The sequence below is a fragment of the Pseudomonas sp. Xaverov 259 genome, from assembly GCF_019352915.1.
Taxonomy (GTDB): Bacteria; Pseudomonadota; Gammaproteobacteria; order Pseudomonadales; family Pseudomonadaceae; genus Aquipseudomonas.
In genome coordinates, this window is record NZ_JAAAFV010000057.1 from 42432 (window position 1) to 66974 (window position 24543).

At 58.1% G+C, this 24543-nt stretch carries 20 protein-coding genes and 2 tRNA genes; 2 read left to right on the plus strand and 20 right to left on the minus strand.

Annotated elements, in window-relative coordinates:
• From rbfA to rlmE, 12 genes are all read right to left on the minus strand, one after another.
• Complete coding sequence (gene rbfA / locus K0H48_RS22925) at positions 1-396, minus strand: 30S ribosome-binding factor RbfA (RefSeq protein ID WP_003176137.1); 396 nt, start codon at positions 394-396, stop codon at positions 1-3.
• A 159-nt stretch (positions 397-555) separates the two neighbouring features.
• Entirely contained in the window at positions 556-3078 is a 2523-nt protein-coding gene (gene infB / locus K0H48_RS22930) for a translation initiation factor IF-2 (protein ID WP_065911181.1), read from the minus strand.
• A gap of 27 nt (positions 3079-3105) precedes the next feature.
• The gene (gene nusA, locus K0H48_RS22935; protein ID WP_071485563.1) at positions 3106-4587 is read right to left on the minus strand and encodes a transcription termination factor NusA; all 1482 of its coding nucleotides are present in this window, start codon (positions 4585-4587) and stop codon (positions 3106-3108) included.
• Between the two features lie 47 nt (positions 4588-4634).
• Complete coding sequence (gene rimP / locus K0H48_RS22940) at positions 4635-5093, minus strand: ribosome maturation factor RimP (protein WP_032865935.1); 459 nt, start codon at positions 5091-5093, stop codon at positions 4635-4637.
• A gap of 140 nt (positions 5094-5233) precedes the next feature.
• Positions 5234-5310: transfer RNA gene (locus K0H48_RS22945), tRNA-Met, on the minus strand.
• A gap of 96 nt (positions 5311-5406) precedes the next feature.
• Positions 5407-5492, minus strand: a tRNA-Leu gene (locus K0H48_RS22950).
• Between the two features lie 22 nt (positions 5493-5514).
• Entirely contained in the window at positions 5515-5898 is a 384-nt protein-coding gene (gene secG, locus K0H48_RS22955; protein ID WP_010206600.1) for a preprotein translocase subunit SecG, read from the minus strand.
• Positions 5899-5902: 4 nt separating this feature from the next.
• The gene (tpiA, locus tag K0H48_RS22960; protein WP_219269318.1) at positions 5903-6658 is read right to left on the minus strand and encodes a triose-phosphate isomerase; all 756 of its coding nucleotides are present in this window, start codon (positions 6656-6658) and stop codon (positions 5903-5905) included.
• A 66-nt stretch (positions 6659-6724) separates the two neighbouring features.
• Positions 6725-8062: a phosphoglucosamine mutase gene (glmM, locus tag K0H48_RS22965; RefSeq protein ID WP_219269319.1), complete on the minus strand. Its 1338-nt coding sequence runs from the start codon at positions 8060-8062 to the stop codon at positions 6725-6727.
• Between the two features lie 16 nt (positions 8063-8078).
• The gene (folP, locus tag K0H48_RS22970; protein ID WP_219269320.1) at positions 8079-8930 is read right to left on the minus strand and encodes a dihydropteroate synthase; all 852 of its coding nucleotides are present in this window, start codon (positions 8928-8930) and stop codon (positions 8079-8081) included.
• Between the two features lie 8 nt (positions 8931-8938).
• Entirely contained in the window at positions 8939-10849 is a 1911-nt protein-coding gene (ftsH, locus tag K0H48_RS22975; RefSeq protein WP_032865933.1) for an ATP-dependent zinc metalloprotease FtsH, read from the minus strand.
• A gap of 200 nt (positions 10850-11049) precedes the next feature.
• Positions 11050-11700 carry a 23S rRNA (uridine(2552)-2'-O)-methyltransferase RlmE gene (gene rlmE / locus K0H48_RS22980; RefSeq protein ID WP_017139255.1) on the minus strand — a complete coding sequence of 217 codons (651 nt, stop codon included), beginning with the start codon at positions 11698-11700 and terminating at the stop codon, positions 11050-11052.
• Between the two features lie 106 nt (positions 11701-11806).
• Between rlmE and K0H48_RS22985 the strand changes: the two genes are divergently transcribed.
• Positions 11807-12115, plus strand: a complete 309-nt coding sequence (locus tag K0H48_RS22985; RefSeq protein ID WP_017139256.1) for a YhbY family RNA-binding protein — start codon at positions 11807-11809, stop codon at positions 12113-12115.
• Positions 12116-12123: 8 nt separating this feature from the next.
• Here the strand turns inward: K0H48_RS22985 and K0H48_RS22990 are convergent, their stop codons facing one another.
• The 8 genes from K0H48_RS22990 to grpE form a co-directional block, all read right to left on the minus strand.
• The gene (locus K0H48_RS22990) at positions 12124-12528 is read right to left on the minus strand and encodes an MFS transporter (protein ID WP_219269321.1); all 405 of its coding nucleotides are present in this window, start codon (positions 12526-12528) and stop codon (positions 12124-12126) included.
• 28 nt (positions 12529-12556) lie between these two features.
• Positions 12557-13033 (minus strand): transcription elongation factor GreA, encoded by a 477-nt coding sequence (greA, locus tag K0H48_RS22995; RefSeq protein WP_056858277.1) that lies wholly within the window; start codon positions 13031-13033, stop codon positions 12557-12559.
• Positions 13030-16251 carry a carbamoyl-phosphate synthase large subunit gene (carB, locus tag K0H48_RS23000; RefSeq protein WP_058419962.1) on the minus strand — a complete coding sequence of 1074 codons (3222 nt, stop codon included), beginning with the start codon at positions 16249-16251 and terminating at the stop codon, positions 13030-13032. Before carB ends, greA begins: the two co-directional genes overlap by 4 nt.
• Positions 16252-16356: 105 nt before the next feature.
• A complete protein-coding gene (gene carA / locus K0H48_RS23005) occupies positions 16357-17493 on the minus strand; it encodes a glutamine-hydrolyzing carbamoyl-phosphate synthase small subunit (protein WP_219269322.1) in 1137 nt (378 codons plus the stop codon).
• Between the two features lie 259 nt (positions 17494-17752).
• Entirely contained in the window at positions 17753-18559 is an 807-nt protein-coding gene (dapB, locus tag K0H48_RS23010; RefSeq protein WP_219269323.1) for a 4-hydroxy-tetrahydrodipicolinate reductase, read from the minus strand.
• Between the two features lie 10 nt (positions 18560-18569).
• A complete protein-coding gene (gene dnaJ, locus K0H48_RS23015) occupies positions 18570-19694 on the minus strand; it encodes a molecular chaperone DnaJ (protein WP_219269324.1) in 1125 nt (374 codons plus the stop codon).
• Positions 19695-20012: 318 nt separating this feature from the next.
• The gene (gene dnaK, locus K0H48_RS23020; RefSeq protein ID WP_219269325.1) at positions 20013-21929 is read right to left on the minus strand and encodes a molecular chaperone DnaK; all 1917 of its coding nucleotides are present in this window, start codon (positions 21927-21929) and stop codon (positions 20013-20015) included.
• 102 nt (positions 21930-22031) lie between these two features.
• Complete coding sequence (grpE, locus tag K0H48_RS23025) at positions 22032-22592, minus strand: nucleotide exchange factor GrpE (RefSeq protein WP_017139264.1); 561 nt, start codon at positions 22590-22592, stop codon at positions 22032-22034.
• Positions 22593-22846: 254 nt separating this feature from the next.
• On the opposite strand from grpE, the gene recN reads away from it, so the two are divergent.
• The gene (gene recN / locus K0H48_RS23030; RefSeq protein ID WP_138813800.1) at positions 22847-24520 is read left to right on the plus strand and encodes a DNA repair protein RecN; all 1674 of its coding nucleotides are present in this window, start codon (positions 22847-22849) and stop codon (positions 24518-24520) included.
• Positions 24521-24543: the final 23 nt, after the last annotated feature.

Here is a 24543-nt window from a genome sequence, read left to right on the forward strand (position 1 = left end):
TTACTCCTTGGCGTCTTCAGGTGTGGACGGGTGCTGGCTGTCTTCAGCCACGGCGCGCTCGATCAATGCCGACAGGTGCGCACCACGCACGACGCTTTCGTCGTAGTGGAAGTGCAACTGGGGAACACTGCGCAGCTTCATTTCACGGGCCAACTGCATGCGCAGGAAGCCAGCAGCCGAGTTGAGCACCTTGATGCTTTGCGCGATTTCTTCGCTGTTGTCCTGGCCCATCACGGTAATGAAGATCTTGGCGTGACCGACGTCACGGCTCACTTCAACGGCGGTGATGGTGACCAGGCCAACGCGCGGGTCTTTGACTTCGCGACGGATCAGTTGGGCCAGCTCACGCTGCATCTGATCGCCGATACGTTGGGTACGGCTGTATTCTTTTGCCATGTCTTGTTACCTGTTACTGCCACACGGTGAAACCCGTGGGGTCTGAAAGCGGCAAACGCCCGGCCTGACAAAAGCCAGACCGGGCGTTGCGTTTAGAGTCCGTACGCTGCGCGGGGCATTTGCATGCCCACACGCGGCGTGGCTCCGGAAGTGCGCGAGTTAGAGGCTGCGAGCAACCTGGACCTTCTCGTAGACTTCGATCTTGTCGCCAGCCTTGACGTCGTTGTAGCTCTTGACGCCGATACCGCATTCCATGCCGGCACGTACCTCGGAAGCGTCATCCTTGAAGCGGCGCAGGGATTCCAGCTCGCCTTCGAAGATAACGATGTCTTCACGCAGTACACGGATCGGACGGTTACGGTACACAGTACCTTCGATAACCATGCAACCGGCGATCGCACCGAATTTCGGCGAGCGGAACACGTCACGCACCTCGGCAACACCCAGGATGTTCTCCCGGACATCGCTGCCAAGCATGCCGGTAAGGGCTTTCTTGACGTCTTCGATGATGTCGTAGATGACGTTGTAGTAACGCATGTCCAGGCCTTCCTGCTCGACGATCTTGCGAGCGCCAGCATCGGCACGCACGTTGAAGCCGAACAGTACAGCGTTGGAAGCCAGTGCCAGGTTGGCGTCGGACTCGGTGATACCACCGACACCGCCACCGACAACGCGCACTTGCACTTCGTCGTTACCCAGGCCGTTCAAGGCGCCGTTCAACGCTTCGAGGGAACCACGAACGTCAGATTTGAGGACGATGTTAAGCGTCTTCTTCTCTGCCTGGCCCATGTTCTCGAAGATGTTTTCCAGCTTGCCGGCGTGAGCACGAGCCAGTTTGACTTCGCGGAACTTGCCTTGACGGAACAGAGCCACTTCACGGGCTTTCTTCTCGTCAGACAGCACGCTCATCTCGTCGCCAGCGTCCGGTGTACCGTCCAGGCCGAGAATTTCGACTGGGATGGAAGGACCGGCTTCCTTGATTGGCTTGCCGTTCTCGTCGAGCATGGCACGTACACGGCCATAGTTCGAACCGACCAGGACCATGTCGCCTTGGCGCAGGGTACCGTCTTGAACCAGAACGGTTGCAACCGGGCCACGACCTTTGTCGAGACGCGATTCAACCACAACACCGCGACCAGGGGCCGATGGCGTTGCTTTCAGTTCGAGTACTTCAGCCTGCAACAGGACTGCTTCGAGCAGCTCGTCTACGCCAGTACCGACTTTCGCCGACACCGAGACGAATGGCGTATCACCGCCCCACTCTTCGGAAGTCACGCCGTGCACCGACAGTTCGCTACGGATGCGATCGAGATCAGCGCCCGGCTTGTCGATTTTGTTCACTGCAACTACCAGTGGAACACCAGCGGCCTTGGCGTGCTGAACAGCTTCAATGGTCTGCGGCATCACGCCGTCGTCCGCTGCAACTACCAGGATCACGATGTCAGTCGCCTTGGCACCACGAGCACGCATTGCGGTAAACGCAGCGTGGCCAGGGGTGTCCAGGAAGGTGACCATGCCGCGCTCGGTTTCAACGTGGTATGCACCGATGTGCTGAGTGATACCGCCGGCTTCGCCAGCAGCTACCTTGGCACGACGGATGTAGTCGAGCAGCGAGGTCTTACCATGGTCAACGTGACCCATTACGGTCACAACTGGCGCACGGGAGAACGTCTCACCTTCAAACTTCAGGGACTCGGCCAGGGAATCTTCCAGGGCGGTGTCGCTGACCAGGGTCACTTTGTGGCCCAGTTCTTCGGCTACCAGCTGAGCAGTTTCCTGATCAAGCACCTGGTTGATGGTCGCTGGAGTACCCAGTTTGAACATGAACTTGATGATTTCAGCTGCCTTGACCGACATCTGATTGGCGAGATCGCCAACAGAAATGGTCTCGCCGATCTGCACATCACGCACAACAGGGCCGGTTGGGCTCTGGAAACCGTGGGCGTTGCGCTTTTTCAGCTTGGCCTTGCCGCGACCACCACGACGGAAGCTATCGCTTTCTTCGTCGGTAGTACGTGGGGCAACGCGTGGAGCCGGCGCCTTCTCTTTGACCGAAGCGCGATGCGGAGCGTTTTTACGCTCGCCATCACCACCGCCACTGCGACGATTGTTGTCGTCGGCACGTGGTTTGTCCGGACGACGAGGTTCGTCGCGCTTGCGATCAGCTGCTGGAGCCGGTGCGGCGGCAACCGGAGCGGCCTCACGCACAGCTTCTACAGGAGCGCTTGGCGTGGCGACCGCTTCAGTACCAGCAGGTTGCGCAGCAGCAGGCTGGCGACGCGCTTCTTCTTCGGCGCGACGCTTGGCTTCTTCTTCAGCCTTCTGGCGAGCAGCATTCTCTACTGCGCGACGTTCTTCCAGCTCGCGTTTGCGCTCGGCTTCGATTTCTTCCGGGCTGCGCTGTACGAAGACTTTCTTCTTGCGTACTTCAACGCTGATGCTCTTGCTACCAGCAACACGCAGGGTGCTGGTGGTTTTGCGCTGCAATGTAATCTTGCGCGGTTCTTCCACTTTCGCCTTGTGGCTGCTCTTCAAGTGAGTCAGCAAAGACTGCTTCTCACTATCGCTCACACCTTCATCGGCGGCGGTGTGCGGCAGACCTGCCTCACGCATCTGCTGCAACAGGCGCTCTACCGGTGTTTTGACCTCATCGGCCAGTTGTTTCACCGTGACTTGCGTCATGCACTTCTCTCCTCAGGCCGCGCCTAGTTACTCGAACCAATGGGCTCGGGCGGCCATGATCAACTTGCCGGCACGATCATCGTCAATGCCGTCGATGTCGAGCAGATCGTCAATAGACTGCTCGGCCAGGTCTTCGCGGGTAATTACGCCGCGCACCGCCAGTTCCATCGCCAAATCCTTGTCCATACCCTCAAGCGAGAGCAGGTCTTCGGCCGGATGGGCGTCTGCCAGCTTTTCCTCAGTAGCGATGGCTTTAGTCAACAAGCGATCCTTGGCCCGAGCGCGAAGCTCGTTGACGGTGTCTTCGTCAAAGCCGTCGATGTTGAGCATTTCTTCCAACGGTACGTAGGCAATCTCTTCCAGGCTGGTGAAGCCTTCATCTACCAGCACCTGCGCCAGGTCTTCGTCGACTTCCAGCTCGTCGATGAAGTTGCGCAGGATGTCACCGGTTTCAGCTTGCTGCTTAGCCTGGATGTCCGATTCGGTCATCACGTTCAGGGTCCAGCCGGTCAGTTGGCTGGCCAGACGCACGTTCTGACCACCACGACCAATGGCCTGAGCCAGATTGTCTGCGCCAACGGCGATGTCCATTGCATGGGCATCTTCGTCAACGATAATTGCCGCCACTTCAGCCGGCGACATGGCGTTGATCACGAACTGCGCCGGGTTATCGTCCCACAGGACGATGTCCACACGCTCACCGCCCAACTCGCCCGACACTGCCTGGACGCGCGAACCGCGCATACCAATGCAAGCACCTTGCGGGTCGATGCGTTTGTCCTTGGAGCGGACCGCGATCTTGGCGCGCGAACCCGGGTCGCGGGACGCAGCCATGACTTCGATCAGGCCTTCGGCGATTTCCGGCACTTCGATGCGGAACAGCTCGATCAGCATTTCCGGCGCGGTACGCGACAGGATCAGCTGAGGGCCGCGGTTCTCGGTGCGGATTTCCTTGAGCAGCGCACGCAGACGCACACCGACACGGAAGGTTTCGCGAGAGATGATGTCTTCGCGGGCCAGCAACGCTTCGGCGTTGTTGCCCAGGTCGACGATCACGTTGTCACGGGTCACTTTTTTCACGGTGCCGGAGATGATCTCACCCAGGCGTTCGCGATAAGCGTCAACGACTTGAGCGCGCTCAGCTTCGCGAACCTTCTGCACGATGACCTGCTTGGCGGTCTGTGCAGCAATACGGCCGAACTCGATCGACTCGATCTTTTCTTCGACGACATCACCGACCTGGGCGCCCGGATGCGTTTGCGCAACCTTGCTCGGCCAGGTTTCGATGGCCGGATCATCAAGATCGGCTTCTTCGACGACCGTCCAGCGACGGAAAGTCTCATAGGCACCGGTGTGGCGGTTGATTTCCACACGCAGATCAACTTCGTCTTCAAAACGCTTTTTGGTAGCAGTGGCCAGGGCCAGCTCCAGCGCTTCAAAAATCACGTTTGCCGGTACGCCCTTTTCATTGGATACCGACTCAACAACCAGCAGTACTTCTTTGCTCATCGTACGCCTCGCCTTTCGCAAGCCATTGGATCCGCGGGATCCGCGTCTCAGTCAAAACTGGGAATAATGTTGGCCTTGTCGATCATATCGATCGGCAACAGGAACTCATGGTCTTCTACCTGCACCACGACATCCTGTTCTTCTACACCGCGCAGAAGGCCCTGAAAGTTGCGTCGCCCTTCAAAGGGAGAGCGCAGCTTGATCTTCACTTGTTCACCGGCAAATTTTGCAAACTGATCAATAGTGAACAGTGGGCGTTCCATGCCTGGCGAGGAAACTTCGAGGGTGTATTCAACGGCGATTGGATCTTCAACATCCAGCACACCGCTGATCTGACGGCTGACAATGGCACAATCGTCCACCAGCACGCCGCCCTCTTTATCGATATAAACGCGCAACATTGAGTGGCGACCTTGAGCCGAAAACTCAATACCCCAGCATTCATAGCCTAGGGCCACGACCACCGGGGCCAGCAAGGCCTGCAACTCTTCTAGCTTGCTCGACACCTGAACCCCCTCGTGCATGTATGTGCATGCTGTGCAAAATAAAAAAATGGGCGAAACGCCCATCCTTGAAACGCCGTCGAACAGCGGCGTTGAAAGTATCCAGCTAACAAAAAGCCCCTTAAAAGGGGCTCCGCTAAAACTGGTTGCGGGGGCCGGATTTGAACCGACGACCTTCGGGTTATGAGCCCGACGAGCTACCAGACTGCTCCACCCCGCGACAAAGCTGGGGCGGAAGTATACGACCGATCCCTTACAGGGTCAATGTAACCTTCCACCTACAAGAAAGCCCGCAACAGCGGGCTCTCCTGATAATTGGTACCGAGAAGGGGACTCGAACCCCTACACCCTATGGGCACAACCACCTCAAGGTTGCGTGTCTACCAATTCCACCACCTCGGCAATACAGCGTTTACAACCCTTCTTACTTCTGCTCTTGAGCTGGAGGTACGTCAGTCGCTGGAGTAGCCGACTTTTGCTCTTGAAGCACCGGGACATCATCAGAAGCCGGTTTTGCTTTTGGTACTTCCAACACTGCTGGGTTTGGGAGACCTACTTGAGTCAGCACATGAGCTTTCTCTTTAGCAAAGTAACCTAACCCCAAGCTGGTTATGAAGAAACCGGCGGCAAGTATAGCAGTAAACTTACTAAGAAAGGTAGAGGAACCTTGGCTTCCGAACACAGTATTTGAAGCACCTGCACCGAAAGACGCACCAGCATCCGCACCTTTACCCTGTTGCAACAAAACCAGGGCAACTACGCCCAGGGCAGCCAACAGATGAAAAACGACTACGACTGTTTCCAGCATTTTTTCAGTTTCCCGCGGCGCGACAAATCGCACCGAACTCATCTGCATTCAGGGAAGCTCCACCAATGAGCCCCCCATCGATATCCGGCATGCCGAACAGTTCGACCGCATTGGCCGCCTTCACGCTGCCGCCGTATAGAAGCCGCACACCTTGCGCGACTTCAGAATTCTCTGCCGCTAACTGAGCGCGAATGGCTGCATGCACATCCTGCGCTTGTTGCGGTGTAGCAGTCAGCCCGGTACCAATGGCCCAGACCGGCTCGTAAGCGATTACTGCCTTTGTAAACGCACCAACACCCAGCTCCTCGATGATGCTGCCCAGCTGACGCGAGACAACTTCAAGAGTCTTGCCCGATTCACGTTGCTCCAGGGTCTCCCCTATGCACAACACTGGAATCAAGCCACAAGCCTGTGCCGCTGCGAACTTGCGATTGAGTGTCCCATCACGCTCGCCCATCATCTGACGACGCTCGGAGTGCCCGACAAGCACATAGGAACAACCCGCATCAACCAGCTGACTCGGTGAAATCTCACCGGTCAACGCACCTTGCATGGGTTCCACCGCAGAGTTCTGCGCGCCGACCTGAATCGACTTGCCTTTCAAGCCATCAACCACTTGGTTGATATGCAAGCAAGGCGGGAAAACCGCGACATCAACACCGCTAGGCAAGGCCAAGTGACGAAGGCCATTGATCAGCTCAGCGACACTGGCGCGGGTACCGTGCATCTTCCAGTTACCAGCTACCATAGTGCGACGCATGCTGTACCTCGTCGGTCAAAGTGGGCGCAGATGTTACCCAACCACATCATCACTGGCAAGCCGAATTCAGGCGCAAATTTCAGTTACCAGTTTTGCCAGGTCTTCGGCGTGGCCGCGAACCTGCGTTTCGTCCTCGCCTTCGACCATGACACGTACCAGCGGCTCTGTGCCGGACTTGCGCAACAACACGCGGCCACGCCCCGCCATTGCGAGGGTCACACGCTCGCAGGCGTCTTTGACAGCAGGGTGCTCGATAGGGTTTTCGCCACCGGCAAAGCGCACATTCAGCAAAACTTGCGGGCATTTGCGCAGCGCCTGGCGCGCTTGGGCAAGACTCTCTTTGCGACGACGCAAGGACAGCAATACCTGTAGCGCAGCAATAATGGCGTCGCCCGTGGTGGTGTGCTGGAAGCAAACCACATGCCCCGAGTTCTCACCGCCCACCAGCCAGTTACGCTCCAACAGCTCGGCGATGACATAGCGGTCACCGACATTGGCGCGCACAAACGGAATACCCAGCTCGGCCAGAGCCAACTCAAGCCCAAGGTTGCTCATCAGCGTGCCAACCACGCCACCATGCAGCTTGTCACGCTCATGCAGGTCGCGGGCAATGATGAACAACAACTCATCACCGTCCACCACCGCACCGGCGTGATCCACCATCAATACGCGGTCGCCGTCGCCATCGAAGGCAATTCCGAGGTCGGCGTGCTCGGCCAGGACAGCAGCCTGCAGCTGCTCCATATGCGTCGAGCCGCAGTTATGGTTGATATTCAAACCATTTGGCTGGGCCGAGAGCACCGTCACATCGGCGCCCAGCTCCTTGAATACGCTGGGCGCCACCTTGTAGGTTGCACCGTGAGCGCAGTCGACAACAATTTTGAGGCCGGCAAAATTGGTGCTGGTCGGCACGCTGCTCTTGCAGAACTCGATGTAACGGCCCGAAGCGTCATTGATACGCGAGACCTTGCCCAACTTGCTGGACTCAACCACCGTCATCGGCGCATCCAGCAACTCTTCGATCATCAGCTCGATCTCGTCCGGCAGCTTGGTGCCCTGGCCCGAGAAGAACTTGATGCCGTTGTCATCATGGGGATTGTGCGAGGCACTGATCACGATACCGGCTTCAGCGTGGAACGTACGCGTCAGGTAAGCGATTGCCGGTGTCGGCATTGGCCCCAGCAGCATCACATCGGCGCCTGCAGCAGACAGACCCGCCTCCAGCGCAGACTCGAACATGTAACCCGAGATGCGGGTGTCTTTGCCCACCAGGATGCGGCAAGCGCCCATGCTGCGGAACGCCATACCGGCGGCCCAACCCAGCTTGAGCATAAAATCAGGAGTAATCGGGAATTCGCCGACCCGACCACGAATACCGTCGGTGCCAAAATATTTTTTAGTCATAAGTGCTCCATCATTCTTATTCGGCTGATTCTACCGCGGCCAGCATGCGCACCACATCAACCGTCTCGGCGACGTCATGCACCCGCAAAATACGCGCGCCCTTGGTCACGGCAAGTGCCGCCAACGCCAGGCCACCGTACAACCGCTCACCCACCGGGCGATTCAGGGCCAGCCCTATCATGCTCTTGCGCGACACGCCAACCAACAGGGGGCGACCGAGCGCGTGCAAGGCTTCCATATGCTTGAACAGGCTCAAGTTGTGTTGCAGGGTCTTGGCGAAGCCAAACCCGGGATCCAGGATAATCTTTTCGGCGGCGATGCCCACCTTGGTGCACTCAGCCATTCTTTGCGCAAGAAAACCACTCACCTCACCCACGAGATCATCGTAGTGCGGGCTGTCCTGCATATTGCCGGGCTCACCCAACATATGCATTAGGCACACCGGCAGCCCGGTTGCCGCCGCCGCATCCAGGGCACCATCACGCTGAAGCGAGCGCACATCGTTGATCAGCCCGGCACCGAGGCGCGCCGTCTCGCGCATTACAGCGGGAGTCGAGGTATCCACCGAGATGATCACATCCAGCTCACGGGCAATCCGCTCGACGATTGGCGCGACCCGCTCAAGCTCCTCCAACGGGGAAACTACGCGAGCGCCGGGCCGGGTTGACTCACCACCGACATCAATCAAGGTCGCGCCCGCCGCCACCATCGCCTCGGCATGACGCAACGCGGCATCCTGCTGGCTAAAGCGGCCGCCATCAGAAAAAGAATCGGGGGTTACATTAAGAATGCCCATGACATGGGTATGGGCCAAATCAAGAACCCGGTTGCCGCAAGGCAACCGGGTGGAGGACAGCGCAGAAGTCATTTCAAACCTTAGTGGTCAGCTGCCGGGCCGCCGATCGGGGCTTCAGGACGTTCGTTCTGTACCACAGGCGGGGTGCCCGAAGTGCCCGAACCACCTTCCCAATCCCGAGGCTCACGCGGTGCGCGACCCGCCATGATGTCGTCGATCTGATCGGCATCAATGGTTTCGTACTTCATCAGCGCATCAGCCATTGCATCCAGCTTGTCGCGGTTATCCGTCAGGATCTGCTTGGCCGTGCCGTAGCACTGATCAATGATGCTGCGCACTTCGGAATCGATCAGCTTGGCCGTCTCACCCGAGAAGCTGGCAGCTTGACCGCCACCACCACGACCCAGGAACACTTCGCCTTCTTCCTCGGCATACATCAAAGGACCGAGCTTCTCCGACAAGCCCCACTTGGTCACCATGTTCCGTGCAATCTGGCTGGCACGCATGATGTCGTTGGAAGCACCGGTGGTCACACCGTCGAAGCCAAGCGTCATTTCTTCAGCAATCCGGCCGCCATACAAAGAACAGATCTGGCTGATCAGCGCACGCTTGGAGAGGCTGTAACGATCCTCCTCCGGCAGGAACATGGTCACACCCAGCGCTCGGCCACGTGGAATGATGGACACTTTGTAAACCGGGTCATGCTCAGGCACAACGCGACCAACAATGGCGTGACCGGCTTCGTGATAGGCAGTGTTCTGCTTCTCTTTCTCGGACATGACCATGGATTTGCGCTCGGCGCCCATCATGATCTTGTCTTTGGCCAGTTCGAACTCTTTCATTTCAACAATGCGCTTGCCGGTACGGGCAGCGAACAACGAAGCCTCGTTGACCAGGTTGGCCAGGTCGGCACCGGAGAAGCCTGGCGTACCACGGGCAATCACGGCCGGAGCCACGTCGTCACCCATTGGCACTTTGCGCATGTGTACTTTCAGGATCTGTTCGCGACCGCGAATATCCGGCAGGCCAACCACAACCTGACGGTCGAAACGGCCTGGACGTAGCAACGCAGGGTCGAGCACGTCCGGACGGTTAGTCGCGGCAATGACGATGATGCCGTCATTCATTTCAAAGCCGTCCATCTCAACCAGCAATTGGTTGAGGGTCTGCTCACGCTCATCATGACCGCCACCCATGCCGGCACCACGATGGCGACCCACGGCATCGATTTCGTCGATGAAGATGATGCACGGCGCGTGCTTCTTGGCCTGTTCGAACATATCGCGAACACGGCTGGCACCGACACCGACGAACATCTCGACGAAGTCAGAACCGGAAATGGTAAAGAACGGCACCTTGGCTTCACCGGCAATCGCCTTGGCCAGCAAGGTTTTACCGGTACCCGGAGGACCCACCATCAGCACGCCGCGAGGAATGCGGCCGCCCAGGCGCTGGAACTTGCCCGGATCGCGCAGGAATTCAACCAGCTCACCGACTTCTTCCTTGGCTTCATCACAACCTGCGACGTCAGCCAGGGTGGTTTTCACCTGGTCTTCAGAGAGCAGGCGTGCCTTGCTCTTGCCGAAACTCATCGGCCCGCCCTTGCCTCCTGCACCACCTTGCATCTGGCGCATGAAGAACATGAACACGGCGATAATCACCAGGATCGGGAAGCTCGCTACCAAAAGCTGAGTCCAGATGCTCTGCTGTTCAGGCTGTTTGCCTTCAACCACCACGTGGTTATCCACCAGGTCGCCGATCAGACCGTTGTCCTGAATTGCCGGACGAATGGTCTTGAAGCTGTCGCCATCGTTGCGCTTGCCGGTGATCACGTAGCCATCAACCGCTACGCGCTCGACCTTGCCATCCTTAACTTGCTGGATGAAGTCGGAATAGTTGAGGGTCTGCGGCTCGTTAGGGCTGGAGAAGTTGTTCATCACCGTCACCAGGACAGCCGCGATGATCAACCACAGGATCAGATTCTTTGCCATATCGTTCAATTAACTACCCTCTGAAGCAAGCTCCGCTACTGGCGCGCGCTTCGCATGATATTCACCGGCCTAACTTACTACATTACCTACAACTCTGGCAGGCGCCGTCTGTAACCCTTTGTGAAACTTTGACTACGCAATATTCGTAAAGCTTCGTGACGAAAGCGATATAAAAAAACCTATCGCCCTCCTCGAATTCCTCAAAAACGCTCTTCGCTCTCCGCACCTTCGACACCACGAAAGCCGCGGCACAGCAGGTATTGCTCGCGCGACCGGTCTCGCGAAGAGTCAGGTTTGCGCGTCTGTACCTTGTCGAACAATTTGCGGATGTTCTTGTGGTACTCGTCAAAACCTTCACCCTGGAAGACTTTCACCAGGAAATCACCACCCGGACGCAAAACCCGACCCGCCAGATCCAGTGCCAACTCGCACAGGAACATGGCTCGCGGCATATCAACGGCCGGTAATCCACTCATATTGGGGGCCATGTCGGAAATCACAAGGTCTACCTGCGAATTTCCCACAGCCTCGAGGATCTCGGCCAATACCGTGTCCTGGGTGAAGTCGCCGTGTACAAAGGTCACATCCGGGATGCTGTCCATCTCAAGGATGTCGGACGCGATCAACCGACCTTGCCCACCAATCAGACGACTGGTCACTTGGGACCAGCCACCAGGGGCTGCGCCAAGGTCGATAACGCTCATGCCTGGACGAATCAATTTGTCCTTGTCCTGGATCTCCAGCAGTTTGTAGCTGGCCCGGGAACGGTAGCCGTCCTTTTGCGCCTTTTTGACGTAAGGATCGTTGAAATGTTCTTGTAGCCACTTAAGGCTGGTTTTGGAACGGGCCACGGGCCACCTCGAAAAATAAAACGGGTCGTGATTAACTGGGCGGTCCCGGACTCGCTCGGGTAAACTGGCCGCCGCTTTTTACAAGATCAGACGCAGGGGTCAGATTATGCCGCTCACTCAAGAGCAGAAGAAACAGTACAAATCCATTGGCCACCATCTGAAACCAGTTCTGATTGTGGCAGACAACGGTTTGACTGAAGGTGTGTTAGCCGAACTGGAACGCGCATTGGGCGATCACGAACTGATCAAGATCAAGGTCAACATCCTTGACCGCGAAGCGCGTTTGGCCGCCATTGCAGAACTGTGCAAGGTCGGCAAAGCAGACCTGGTACAGGTCATCGGCAAGATGGCACTGCTGTATCGCAAGAACTTCAGCGTCAACAAGCAGCTGTCGAACGTACACCGCTTCAAGTAATACAAGGGTCACGGGCGTGCTTCGCGCGCCCTGCCGCTCCATCCCGGTGCCGGCTGTATAACCAGCACCAGGCCGGAGAACCCTAGCACAAGATAGCTGAATAGCTGCCAGCGCAACGCTTGCGGCAGCCAAACATGCACCACGCAAAACATTGCGCACGCATACAGCGCCATCAACAGCAGTTGGCCGCGGATATCCCGCCACAAACTCCCCAAACCCTCAGCCTTGACCAGCACCAATGCCTGGAGCGTCACGCACGCCGCCGCAAAACCCACCAGCAGCGCACTCAGCATTCCGTTGAGCTCATCGATCAGCAGCGGCGCCAGGCCAATCACGCCCAACACCGGCAGCACACCGATGTGCAACAGCCACAGGCCGCCCACCCACAGCATCTGGGCAAGCTGCCAAAGCATGGCGCCCGCACGAAGCGGGCGCCGTCTTTCAGATGTGGCGAACTTCAACAATCTCGTACTCGATTACGCCACCGGGCGTTTTCACAGCCACCACGTCACCCTCTTCCTTGGCAATCAAGGCGCGGGCCAGTGGCGAGCCGACAGAGATTTTGCCGAGTTTGAAGTCAGCTTCGTCTTCACCGACGATGTGGTAAACCACACGCTCGTCAGTCTCAACGTTGGCGATTTCCACGGTCGTGCCGAAAATCACTTTGCCGGTCTTCGGGATCGTCGTGACATCGATGATGACCGCATTCTGCATACGACCTTCGATGTCTCGGATCCGCGCCTCGACCATACCCTGCTGCTCACGAGCAGCGTGGTATTCGGCGTTTTCCTTCAAGTCACCCAGCTCGCGGGCCGTACCGATGTCCTGGCTCAGCTTCGGGCGGACGACCTTGGTCAGATGGGCGTGTTCTTCTTCCAGGGCTTTGGCGCCCTGGACAGTCATTGGGTATTTGGTCATGCCTTCAATCCTGCGTGTAGATCCTGCAAGCGGCGTACGGTCTTTTCCGGACCGAACTTGAGCGCTTCGCAGATGGCTTCGCCAGCAGCAATGGTAGTGGTGCAGTAGATCTTGTGCTGCAAGGCATTACGACGAATGGAGTAGGAGTCCGCGATCGACTGGCGACCTTCGGTGGTGTTGATGATCAGGGTGACTTCGTCATTCTTGATCATGTCGACCACGTGCGGACGGCCTTCCGTCACCTTGTTCACGCGACGTACTTTCAGGCCGGCAGCTTCGATCAGCTTGGCGGTCCCGGCAGTAGCCACGACTTCAAAACCCAAGTTGATCAGATCACGGGCCACGCCTGCAACCAGTGGTTTGTCATCATCACGCACGCTGATAAACGCAGTACCGCCGGTCGGCAGCACTTCGCTGGCGCCCATCTGGGCCTTGGCGAACGCCTCACCGAAGGTATCGCCCACGCCCATCACTTCACCGGTGGACTTCATCTCCGGGCCCAGGATCGGGTCCACACCAGGGAATTTGGCGAATGGGAACACCGCCTCTTTCACGCTGTAGAAGTTCGGAATGATTTCCTTGGTGAAGCCGATTTCCTTCAGGGTCTTACCGGCCATCACGCGGGCAGCGATCATGGCCAGGGACACACCGATGCATTTGGAAACAAATGGCACGGTACGCGAAGCACGCGGGTTCACTTCGATGACGTAGATGTCTTCGCCTTGCAGCGCCAACTGAACGTTCATCAGGCCGACCACGCCGAGCTCCAAGGCCATTTTCTTGACCTGCTCACGCATCTCGTCCTGGATATGCGCCGGCAGCGAGTACGGCGGCAGCGAGCAAGCGGAGTCACCGGAGTGAACGCCAGCCTGTTCGATGTGCTGCATGATCGCGCCGATGACTACGTCAGTACCGTCGCAAACCGCATCCACGTCCATTTCGATGGCGCAGTTGAGGAAGTGGTCCAGCAGCACCGGGCTGTCGTTGGACACTTTCACCGCATCACGCAGGTAGCGCTTGAGTTCGTCTTCTTCGTAAACGATTTCCATCGCGCGACCGCCCAATACGTAGGACGGACGCACCACCAACGGGTAGCCGATCTTGCTGGCGGCGCGGATGGCTTCATCTTCGCTGCGCACGGTGGCGTTTGGCGGCTGACGCAGGTTCAGGCGCTCAACCATTTGCTGGAAGCGCTCACGGTCTTCGGCACGGTCGATGGCGTCAGGGCTGGTACCGATGATCGGCACGCCGGCCGCTTCCAGGGCACGCGCCAGTTTCAGCGGGGTTTGGCCGCCGTACTGCACGATCACGCCTTTTGGCTTCTCGACGCGGCAGATTTCCAGCACGTCTTCCAGGGTTACCGGCTCAAAGTAGAGACGGTCGGACGTGTCGTAGTCAGTGGAAACGGTTTCCGGGTTGCAGTTGACCATGATGGTCTCGTACCCGTCTTCGCGCAGAGCGAGGGCGGCGTGTACGCAGCAGTAGTCGAACTCAATGCCCTGGCCGATACGGTTCGGACCGCCACCCAGGATGATGATCTTGTCGCGGCCCGACGGCGCAGCTTCGCACTCTTCCTCGTAGGTGGAGTACAGGTACGCGGTGTCGGTGGCGAACTCGGCCGCGCAGGTGTCAACGCGCTTGTAGACCGGGAAGATATCCAGCTTGTGGCGATGGGTACGCAGGTTCTTCTCGGTCACACCCAGCAGCTTGGCCAGGCGCTGATCGGAGAAGCCTTTGCGCTTGAGGCGGAACATCAGGTCGCGGTCGATGGACGACAGACCGAGGGTCTTGACCTTCTCTTCTTCCTTGATCAGATCTTCGATCTGTACCAGGAACCACGGATCGATCATGTTCATGCCGAAGATATCTTCAACGGTCATGCCCGCGCGGAAAGCGTCAGCCACGTACCAGATACGCTCGGCGCCCGGCACGGTCAGTTCGCGCTTGAGCACGCTCATGCTTTCCGGGTTGCTCAGGTCAAGCTTCTCGTCCAGGCCGCAAACACCCACTTCCAGGCCACGCAGAGCTTTCTGCAGGGATTCCTGGAAGGTCCGGCCGATGGCCATGACTTCACCAACAGACTTCATCTGCGTGGTCAGGCGCGCGTCGGCTTTCGGGAATTTCTCGAAAGCAAAGCGCGGCAGCTTGGTCACAACGTAGTCGATGGACGGCTCGAAAGACGCCGGCGTAGCGCCGCCCGTGATTTCGTTTTGCAGTTCGTCCAGGGTGTAACCGATCGCCAGCTTGGCAGCGATGCGCGCAATCGGGAAACCGGTCGCTTTCGATGCCAGCGCCGAAGAACGCGATACACGCGGGTTCATCTCGATGACGACCATGCGGCCGGTGTCCGGGCAGATACCGAACTGAACGTTGGAACCGCCGGTTTCAACGCCGATCTCACGCAGTACCGCCAACGAGGCGTTACGCATGATCTGGTATTCCTTGTCCGTCAGGGTCTGCGCCGGAGCAACGGTGATCGAGTCACCGGTGTGCACGCCCATCGGGTCGAAGTTTTCGATGGAGCAGACGATGATGCAGTTGTCCTTTTTGTCGCGGACAACCTCCATCTCGTACTCTTTCCAGCCGATCAGGGATTCGTCGATCAGCAGCTCTTTGGTCGGCGACAGGTCCAGGCCACGGGCGCAGATTTCTTCGAACTCTTCACGGTTGTAAGCGATGCCGCCACCGGTGCCGCCCATGGTGAAGGACGGACGGATAATGCACGGGAAGCCCAGCTTCTCGAGAACCGCGTTGGCCTCTTCCATGCTGTGGGCAATGCCGGAGCGCGGGCAGTCAAGGCCGATGGACTTCATGGCCTTGTCGAAACGCGAACGGTCTTCAGCCTTGTCGATGGTGTCGGCGTTGGCGCCAATCATCTCTACGCCGAACTTTTCCAGAACGCCTTCGCGCTCCAGGTCCAGGGCGCAGTTCAGTGCGGTCTGGCCACCCATGGTCGGCAGCAGGGCGTCCGGACGCTCTTTTTCGATGATCTTGGCAACGGTCTGCCACTTGATCGGTTCGATATAGGTGGCGTCGGCCATGTCCGGGTCGGTCATGATGGTGGCCGGGTTGGAGTTCACCAGGATGACGCGGTAACCCTCTTCGCGCAGGGCTTTACAGGCCTGGGCGCCGGAGTAGTCGAATTCGCAGGCCTGGCCGATCACGATCGGGCCAGCGCCGAGAATCAGGATGCTTTTTATGTCTGTACGTTTTGGCATGGGTTTGTCACTCAAATCCGCAGGTCAGTCGGCAAGCCGTCTTGAACAATCTTCGAAGAGCCTGCGGGGGCCACCGAGGTTCGGGGCCGCCCGCAGGCCGCTCAGTCAGCGTCGCTTGGCCATCTCATTAATGAAACGGTCGAACAGCGGCGCTACGTCGTTCGGGCCCGGACTGGCTTCAGGGTGGCCCTGGAAGCTGAACGCGCTCTTGTCGGTGCGCTCGATGCCTTGCAAGGAGCCGTCGAACAGCGACTTGTGAATGGCGCGAACGTTGTTCGGCAGGGTGGCTTCATCCACCGCAAAACCGTGGTTCTGGCTGGTGATCATCACAACGCCGGTGTCCAGGTCTTGTACCGGGTGGTTGGCACCGTGGTGGCCGTGGCCCATTTTCAGGGTCTTGGCGCCGGACGCCAGGGCCAGCAGCTGGTGACCGAGGCAAATGCCGAATACCGGAATCTCGGTTTCCAGCACGTCCTTGATGGCCTGGATGGCGTAGTCGCAAGGCTCAGGGTCACCCGGACCGTTGGACAGGAACACGCCGTCCGGTTGCAGGGCCAACACGTCGCTCGCTGGGGTTTGCGCCGGCACCACGGTCACGCGGCAGCCGCGCTCAACCAGCATGCGCAGGATGTTGTACTTGACGCCGTAGTCGTAGGCCACAACGTGGTATGGCAGGTCAGCAGCTTCGATGGTCGCGTGGCTGTCGGTCTTCAAGTCCCAGACAGTGGAGCGCCACTCGTACTTCTCTTTCACGCTGACAACTTTTGCCAGGTCCATGCCTTTCAGGCCTGGGAAACCTTGCGCAGCGGCAATCGCCGCCTCTTCGGAGATATTGTCACCGACCATGATGCAGCCGTTCTGCGAGCCTTTTTCACGCAGAATGCGTGTAAGGCGGCGCGTATCGATACCGGCGATCGCCACAACGTTGTTGGCTTTCAGGTAATCGGACAGCGACATCGTGTTACGCCAGTTGCTCGCAACCAGTGGCAGGTCACGAATCACCAGACCGGCCGACCAGACACGATCAGACTCGACGTCTTCCGGTGTAGTACCGGTATTGCCGATGTGCGGATAGGTCAGGGTAACGATCTGCTGGGCGTAGGAAGGATCGGTAAGGATTTCCTGATAGCCGGTCATGGCAGTGTTAAACACTACCTCTCCAACGGTTTGACCGTCGGCTCCAATGGCTTCGCCGCGAAAAATGCTGCCATCAGCAAGGGCGAGTATGGCTGGCTTAGTCAAGAAGACCTCCCGTAAATAAAGCCTGAAAGGGCGATCGCAGGTTGTAAAAAAGCGGAGTGACGTATGGACACGTCACCCCGCTTCTTCACTGAATTATTCTGCGCGCTTTTAGTGGACACACTAAAGCTGTAGCTTACAGAAAAAGGCTTTTTTGGTCCACCGCTATTGAGCCTTAAAGGCAGGGGAATGCGACAGGACGTCGCTTAGCGGGTAAAAACGGGGCCCAAGCATAAGCTTGAGGCCCGGTTTTAGCTACTGATTAGTGCAGATCCAGCACGTCACGCATGTCATACAGACCCGGCTCACGACCTTCCAACCAGAGCGCCGCACGCACCGCACCCTTGGCGAATGTCATGCGGCTGGAGGCCTTGTGCGTGATCTCCAGGCGCTCGCCTTCGCTGGCAAACAACACCGTGTGATCACCCACCACATCACCACCGCGCACGGTGGCAAAGCCGATGGTGTCACGGGCACGCGCACCGGTATGGCCTTCACGCCCGTAAACAGCGACTTTGGACAGGTCACGCCCCAAGGCATCGGCAATCGCCTCGCCCATGCGCAGCGCAGTACCCGACGGCGCATCGATCTTGTGGCGATGATGGGTTTCGATGATCTCGATATCCGCCTCTTCACCCAACACACGCGCCGCCAGGTCCAGCAACTTGAGCGACAGGTTCACGCCGACGCTGAAGTTGGCGGCGAAGACGATCGGAATGTCCTTACCCGCCTCCACCAGCAACTGCTTTTGCTCAGCATTCAAGCCTGTGGTGCCAATCACCATGGCCTTGCCCGCCTTGCGGCAGAACGCCAGGTTTTTCAGCATCACCTCCGGCAGGGTGAAGTCGATCAGCACATCGAATTCGTCAGCCACCTGCTCCAGGTTGCCCGACAGCGAAACGCCGATGCGACCCAACGAGGCCAGCTCACCGGCGTCCGCACCGATCAACGTGCTGCCGGGGCGAACAATCGCCGCCGTCAGCCCGGAGGCCGGCGAGCGCTGCTGCACCGCCTCGACCAACGTCTTGCCCATGCGCCCGGCAGCGCCCATTACGGCTATACGTCGCATATTCACGTCCTTACAAGTCGCCGAAGAAGCGCTTCACGCCATCGAAGAAGCCGGTGGTTTTCGGCGAATGGGAGTCATCGCCCTCCAGCGAGCTGCGGAACTCCTCAAGCAGTTCGCGCTGACGACGACCGAGGTTGACAGGTGTCTCTACCGCCACACGGCACATCAAGTCGCCAGCACCGCCACCGCGCACCGGCGCAACGCCTTTGCCACGAATGCGGAACTGCTTGCCAGTCTGGGTGCCTTCCGGGATCTTGAGCTTGACCCGACCATCGAGGGTCGGAATTTCCAGCTCGCCACCCAATGCCGCATCGACAAAGCTGATCGGCACTTCACAGAACAGGTGCTTGCCATCACGCTGGAAGATCGAGTGCTCGCGCACATTAATCACCACGTACAGGTCGCCCGTCGGGCCGCCCTGGGTGCCCGCCTCGCCTTCGCCCGACAGGCGAATACGGTCGCCAGTATCAACACCCGCCGGCACTTTCACCGAAAGGGTCTTGTACTCTTCGACACGGCCTTCGCCGTGGCAGGAGTCGCACGGATCGGAAATGATCTTGCCCTGGCCATGGCAGCGCGGGCAGGTCTGCTGCACCGAGAAGAAACCCTGCTGCATGCGCACCTGGCCAATACCGCCACAGGTTGGGCAAGTGATCGGCGAGGAACCTTTCTTGGCCCCCGAACCGTCGCACGGTTTGCAATTGACCAACGTCGGCACACGGATATTGACCGTGGTGCCACGCACGGCCTCTTCCAGATTCAGCTCCAGCGTGTAGCGCAAGTCACTGCCACGCTGGGCACCGCCGCGCTGACCGCCACGGCCGCCACCAAAGAAGTCACTGAACACGTCGCCGAAAATATCGGAGAAGTTCTGACCACCAAAACCGGCACCGCCGCCACCCATGCTCGGGTCGACACCGGCATGGCCATACTGGTCGTAGGCCGCACGTTTGTCGGGATCACTCAGGCATTCGTAGGCCTCGTTGGCCTCTTTGAACATCTCTTCGGATTCTTTGCTATCCGGATTACGGTCCGGGTGGTGCTTCATCGCCAGGCGACGGTAAGCCTTTTTCAGGTCCGCCTCGCTGGAGCTGCGCTCCACACCCAACACTTCGTAATAGTCACGCTTTGCCATAAGTCTTTGCACTCTTAAGGACGTTCAGCCGGGCCCTCCTGAGCCTTGCCAAACTCGTTGAGCCCCAATACAGGCCCGGACCCAACTCACGTCAATTCAACGATCCTGGTCATAACTACTTTTTAGCCAGGGACCCGGCCAAAGATGCGGTATTTACTGCTCGGAAAGCAGGAGCATTCCCGATCACACCGCCAGCACCCGAACCTTGTCGCATGCTGTAAAAATTCGTATACCCCAGACACGCCAACGCGGGAGCAAGCTCCCGCGCGGCGACATCCTACCAGTCACCGCTGGATAGCGGTCAACCGGGCGACCAACTTACTTCTGGTCTTTGACTTCTTCGAACTCGGCATCGACAACATCGTCGTGCTTGGCTTCAGGCTCTGCGTGCGGCGCAGCGCCTTCTGCCGGCTGGCCTTGCTCGGCGTACATTTTCTGGGCAACCGGTGCGGAGACTTTCGACAGTTCCTCAACCTTGGCTTCGATGGCAGCCTTGTCGTCGCCTTTAACGGCGGCTTCCAGGGCAACCAAGGCAGCCTCGATCGCGGTTTTCTCTTCGGCGGTCACTTTGTCGCCCGCTTCAGAGATCATTTTGCGTGTCGAGTGAACCAGTGCATCACCCTGGTTACGGGCAGCGGCCAGCTCTTCAAACTTCTTGTCAGCCTCGGCGTTGGTTTCAGCATCACGAATCATCTGTTGAATTTCTTCATCAGACAGACCGGAGTTGGCCTTGATGGTGATCTTCTGCTCTTTGCCGGTCGCCTTGTCTTTGGCACCTACGTGCAGGATACCGTTGGCATCGATGTCGAAGGTCACTTCAATTTGCGGCACGCCACGGGGTGCTGGTGGAATCTCAGCCAGGTCGAACTTGCCCAGGGACTTGTTCTGAGTAGCTTGCTTACGCTCACCTTGCAGCACGTGAATGGTCACAGCGCCCTGGTTGTCGTCGGCAGTCGAGAACACTTGCGATTTTTTGGTAGGAATCGTGGTGTTTTTCTCGATCAGCGCAGTCATCACGCCACCCATGGTTTCGATACCCAGGGTCAGCGGGCTGACGTCCAGCAGCAGTACGTCTTTCACGTCACCGGCCAATACCGCGCCCTGGATAGCAGCACCCATGGCAACCGCTTCGTCCGGGTTCACGTCTTTACGTGCTTCTTTACCGAAGAACTCAGTGACCAGCTTCTGAACCAGTGGCATACGGGTCTGACCGCCAACCAGGATCACGTCGTTGATCGAGCCAACGTCGATACCGGAGTCTTTCAGCGCGATGCGGCAAGGTTCGATGGTGCGTTGAACCAGGTCTTCAACCAGCGCTTCCAGCTTGGAACGCGAGATCTTCACGTTCAAGTGCTTAGGACCGGTGGCGTCTGCAGTGATGTACGGCAGGTTCACGTCGGTCGACTGAGCGGAAGACAGTTCGATCTTGGCTTTTTCAGCGGCTTCTTTCAGGCGCTGCATCGCCAGCGGGTCACCTTTAAGGTTCATGCCGCTTTCTTTCTTGAATTCGTCAACGAGGTAGTCGATCAGACGAATGTCAAAGTCTTCACCACCCAGGAAGGTGTCGCCGTTGGTGGCCAACACTTCGAACTGGTGCTCGCCGTCTACTTCAGCGATCTCGATGACGGAGACGTCGAAAGTACCACCGCCCAGGTCATAAACGATCACGGTGTGGTCGCCCTTGGCCTTGTCCATACCGTAAGCCAGAGCGGCTGCGGTAGGTTCGTTGATGATACGTTTTACGTCCAGGCCCGCGATGCGGCCGGCGTCTTTGGTCGCCTGACGCTGGCTGTCGTTGAAGTAGGCCGGAACGGTGATCACCGCTTCAGTCACGGCTTCACCGAGGTAGTCTTCGGCAGTTTTCTTCATCTTTTTCAAGATTTCAGCCGAGATTTGCGGCGGCGACATTTTCTGGCCGTTTACTTCAACCCAGGCGTCACCGTTGTCAGCCTTGGCGATTTTGTAAGGGACCATCTTGATGTCTTTCTGTACGACTTCTTCGTCGAACTTACGACCGATCAGACGCTTAACCGCGTACAGAGTGTTGTGCGGATTGGTCACAGCCTGACGCTTGGCCGACTGACCTACGAGGATTTCACCGTCGTTGGCGTAAGCAACGATCGACGGCGTGGTACGCGCGCCTTCGGCGTTTTCGATAACTTTAGCAACGCCGTTTTCCAGCACGGAGACGCAGGAGTTGGTAGTCCCCAGGTCGATACCGATAATTTTGCCCATGATTTACTCTCCCGAAACTTTAATTTGGTTGCCGCAGCAGTGGTGGCTAACTGCGGTAGCACTTAAACGCTTGACTTATAGATGGGGCCGTTACGACTGATTTCAAGCCTGCTCATCAATAGAAGGTGCAACGGGTGCAGGAGCCTTGCTCACCACCACCATCGCCGGGCGCAGCAAACGACCGTTGAGCTGATAACCCTTCTGGAACACTTTCAATACGCTGTTCGGCTCCAGGTCATGGCTTTCCTGCATGGCCATGGCTTGGTGATGCTCAGCATTGAACGGCTCACCGCCTTGCGGATCGATGGCTTCCAACTGATAACGCTTCAGGGTGTCCTGGAACATTTTCAGGGTCAGCTCGATCCCTTCACGCATCGGACGGATGTTTTCGTCGTCCGGGTTGGACAACTCAAGGCCACGCTCCAGGCTGTCGATAATCGGCAGCAAGTCGTTGGCGAATTTTTCCAGCGCGAATTTGTGAGCCTTCTCGACATCCTGCTCGGCACGGCGGCGGACGTTCTGCAGATCGGCGGCAACACGCAAAGACTGATCCTGCGCAGCGGCCAATTGCTCTTCGAGCACTTGCACACGAGTCGCCAGTTCATCACCGGCAGCCGAATTGGCGTCTGGAGTTTGCGTATCCTGCGTCTGTTCGTCAGCCATAGATTTCTCCTTTCAAAATCATGCGCGAACTCAACTCGCGCTTCTGTTCCGGTATATGGGGCCACAATTTTCAGGTTCAAGGGCGCAGGCGTTACCAAAAGTCTTTCGCTTGCCCTGAATCAATTCCTGCGCACTCATTCCGCATTGCGCTTAAAAATCCGCTCATTCAAGCAAATTGAGCTAAGCATCAGGATTGTCAGCCCCGAACAAAACACTGTATAAATAACCAGACCTAAAGCCTGGGAGCGGCCGTCATGCTGGTGCACCTGTCCGTACATAACTACGCCATCGTTGAACATCTGGATCTCGAACTGGATCGCGGGATGAGCGTAATCACAGGCGAAACCGGCGCCGGCAAGTCGATCATGCTCGACGCCCTGGGCCTTACGCTGGGCGACCGCGCCGACAGTGGCGTGGTGCGCCCCGGCGCAGACAAGGCCGACATTCTGGCCACTTTCGACCTCGCCGATATTCCCGAAGCCGAGACCTGGCTGGCCGAGCGCGACCTTAATAATGAAGGCCCGTGCATCCTGCGCCGGGTGATCACGGCGGAAGGTCGCTCACGCGGCTACATCAATGGCACACCCTGCCCGCTTGGCGATTTAAAGGCGCTGGGCGAACTGCTGATCGATATCCACAGCCAGCACGAACACCAGTCCCTGCTGAAAACCGACACCCATCGCCGCCTGCTCGACGAATACGCCGGCGCCACCGACCTGGCGCGTCAGGTGCAGCTTGCCGCCCAACGCTGGAGGCAAACCCGCCAGGAACTGGAGCGACTCTCCAATTCCGGCGACGAACAACGCGCTCGCCATCAACTGCTTAGCTATCAGCTTGAAGAACTGGAAAGCCTGGGCCTTGGCGAAACCGAGCTGGAGCAACTGGAACAGGAACACAAGAACCTGACCAACGCCGAAACCCTGCTCGGTATCTGCCGACAGGTGGTAGAGCAATGCAGCGAAAGTGATTCGGGCAATGTACTCAATGCACTGACTGCCAGCCTCAATCGTCTATCGAGCGTGAACAGCGGGTCGGGCTCCTTGAGCGAGGCCACCACCTTGCTGACCAGTGCGCAGATCCAGGTAGAAGAAGCCGTTGGCGAACTGAATCGCTTCCTCGATCACTTCGACGCCGACCCGGCGCGCCTGCAAGAAATCGAAGAGCGCCTGGACACTATCTATACCCTGGCGCGCAAACACCGTATCCAGCCGACCGAAGTGGCGACGATGCAGCAAAAGCTGCTGGATGAGATCGAAACCCTCAACGCCAACGACGAGTCGATTGAACGGCTGGGCGATGAACTCGCCTCCTTCGCCCGCCACTACCAGGAAAAGGCCCGCGAACTCAGCGACCTGCGCCAGCAAGCCGCTACCAGCCTGGCCAGTGCCGTAGAGCAGGAAATTCAACGCCTGGGCATGCCCGGCGGGCGTTTCACCATTGAGCTGCACGCCAACACCAGCAACGAACTGCAACCCCATGGCTTGGAACAAGTGGAGCTGCTGGTCAGCGCCAACCCTGGTCAGCCGCTCAAGGCACTGGCCAAGGTCGCGTCCGGTGGCGAGCTGTCGCGGATCAGCCTGGCGATCCAGGTCATTACCGCCCAGACCTCACGGGTACCCACATTGGTATTCGACGAAGTGGACGTAGGTATTGGTGGGCCAACGGCGGAGATTGTCGGCCAACTGCTGCGCCGCCTCGGGGAGCGTGGCCAGGTGCTCACCGTGACTCACTTGCCGCAAGTGGCCGCCCAAGGGCATCAGCATCTATTTGTGCATAAAGTGCGCGGCAGCGATGCAACACACACCGCCGTGTCCAAACTGAACAAATCGGAACGGGTAGAAGAAGTGGCGCGGATGTTGGGCGGCATCGACCTGACAAAAGAGTCCCTGGCCCACGCGAAAAAGATGGTGGTGGCCGCCAAAGCTTGAATCGAGCATTTTTCGCTCAATTT

Coding starts and splice junctions, on each gene's coding strand:
- dnaJ (WP_219269324.1), bottom strand. CDS start 19,694: ATGGCAAAGCGTGACTATTACGAAGTGTTGGGTGTGGAGCGCAGCTCC.
- greA (WP_056858277.1), bottom strand. CDS start 13,033: ATGACCAAATACCCAATGACTGTCCAGGGCGCCAAAGCCCTGGAAGAA.
- rbfA (WP_003176137.1), bottom strand. CDS start 396: ATGGCAAAAGAATACAGCCGTACCCAACGTATCGGCGATCAGATGCAG.
- dnaK (WP_219269325.1), bottom strand. CDS start 21,929: ATGGGCAAAATTATCGGTATCGACCTGGGGACTACCAACTCCTGCGTC.
- carB (WP_058419962.1), bottom strand. CDS start 16,251: ATGCCAAAACGTACAGACATAAAAAGCATCCTGATTCTCGGCGCTGGC.
- nusA (WP_071485563.1), bottom strand. CDS start 4,587: ATGAGCAAAGAAGTACTGCTGGTTGTTGAGTCGGTATCCAATGAAAAG.
- infB (WP_065911181.1), bottom strand. CDS start 3,078: ATGACGCAAGTCACGGTGAAACAACTGGCCGATGAGGTCAAAACACCG.
- recN (WP_138813800.1), top strand. CDS start 22,847: ATGCTGGTGCACCTGTCCGTACATAACTACGCCATCGTTGAACATCTG.
- grpE (WP_017139264.1), bottom strand. CDS start 22,592: ATGGCTGACGAACAGACGCAGGATACGCAAACTCCAGACGCCAATTCG.
- tpiA (WP_219269318.1), bottom strand. CDS start 6,658: ATGCGTCGCACTATGGTAGCTGGTAACTGGAAGATGCACGGTACCCGC.
- ftsH (WP_032865933.1), bottom strand. CDS start 10,849: ATGGCAAAGAATCTGATCCTGTGGTTGATCATCGCGGCTGTCCTGGTG.
- folP (WP_219269320.1), bottom strand. CDS start 8,930: ATGACTTCTGCGCTGTCCTCCACCCGGTTGCCTTGCGGCAACCGGGTT.
- glmM (WP_219269319.1), bottom strand. CDS start 8,062: ATGACTAAAAAATATTTTGGCACCGACGGTATTCGTGGTCGGGTCGGC.
- dapB (WP_219269323.1), bottom strand. CDS start 18,559: ATGCGACGTATAGCCGTAATGGGCGCTGCCGGGCGCATGGGCAAGACG.
- K0H48_RS22990 (WP_219269321.1), bottom strand. CDS start 12,528: ATGCTTTGGCAGCTTGCCCAGATGCTGTGGGTGGGCGGCCTGTGGCTG.
- secG (WP_010206600.1), bottom strand. CDS start 5,898: ATGCTGGAAACAGTCGTAGTCGTTTTTCATCTGTTGGCTGCCCTGGGC.
- K0H48_RS22985 (WP_017139256.1), top strand. CDS start 11,807: ATGCCGCTCACTCAAGAGCAGAAGAAACAGTACAAATCCATTGGCCAC.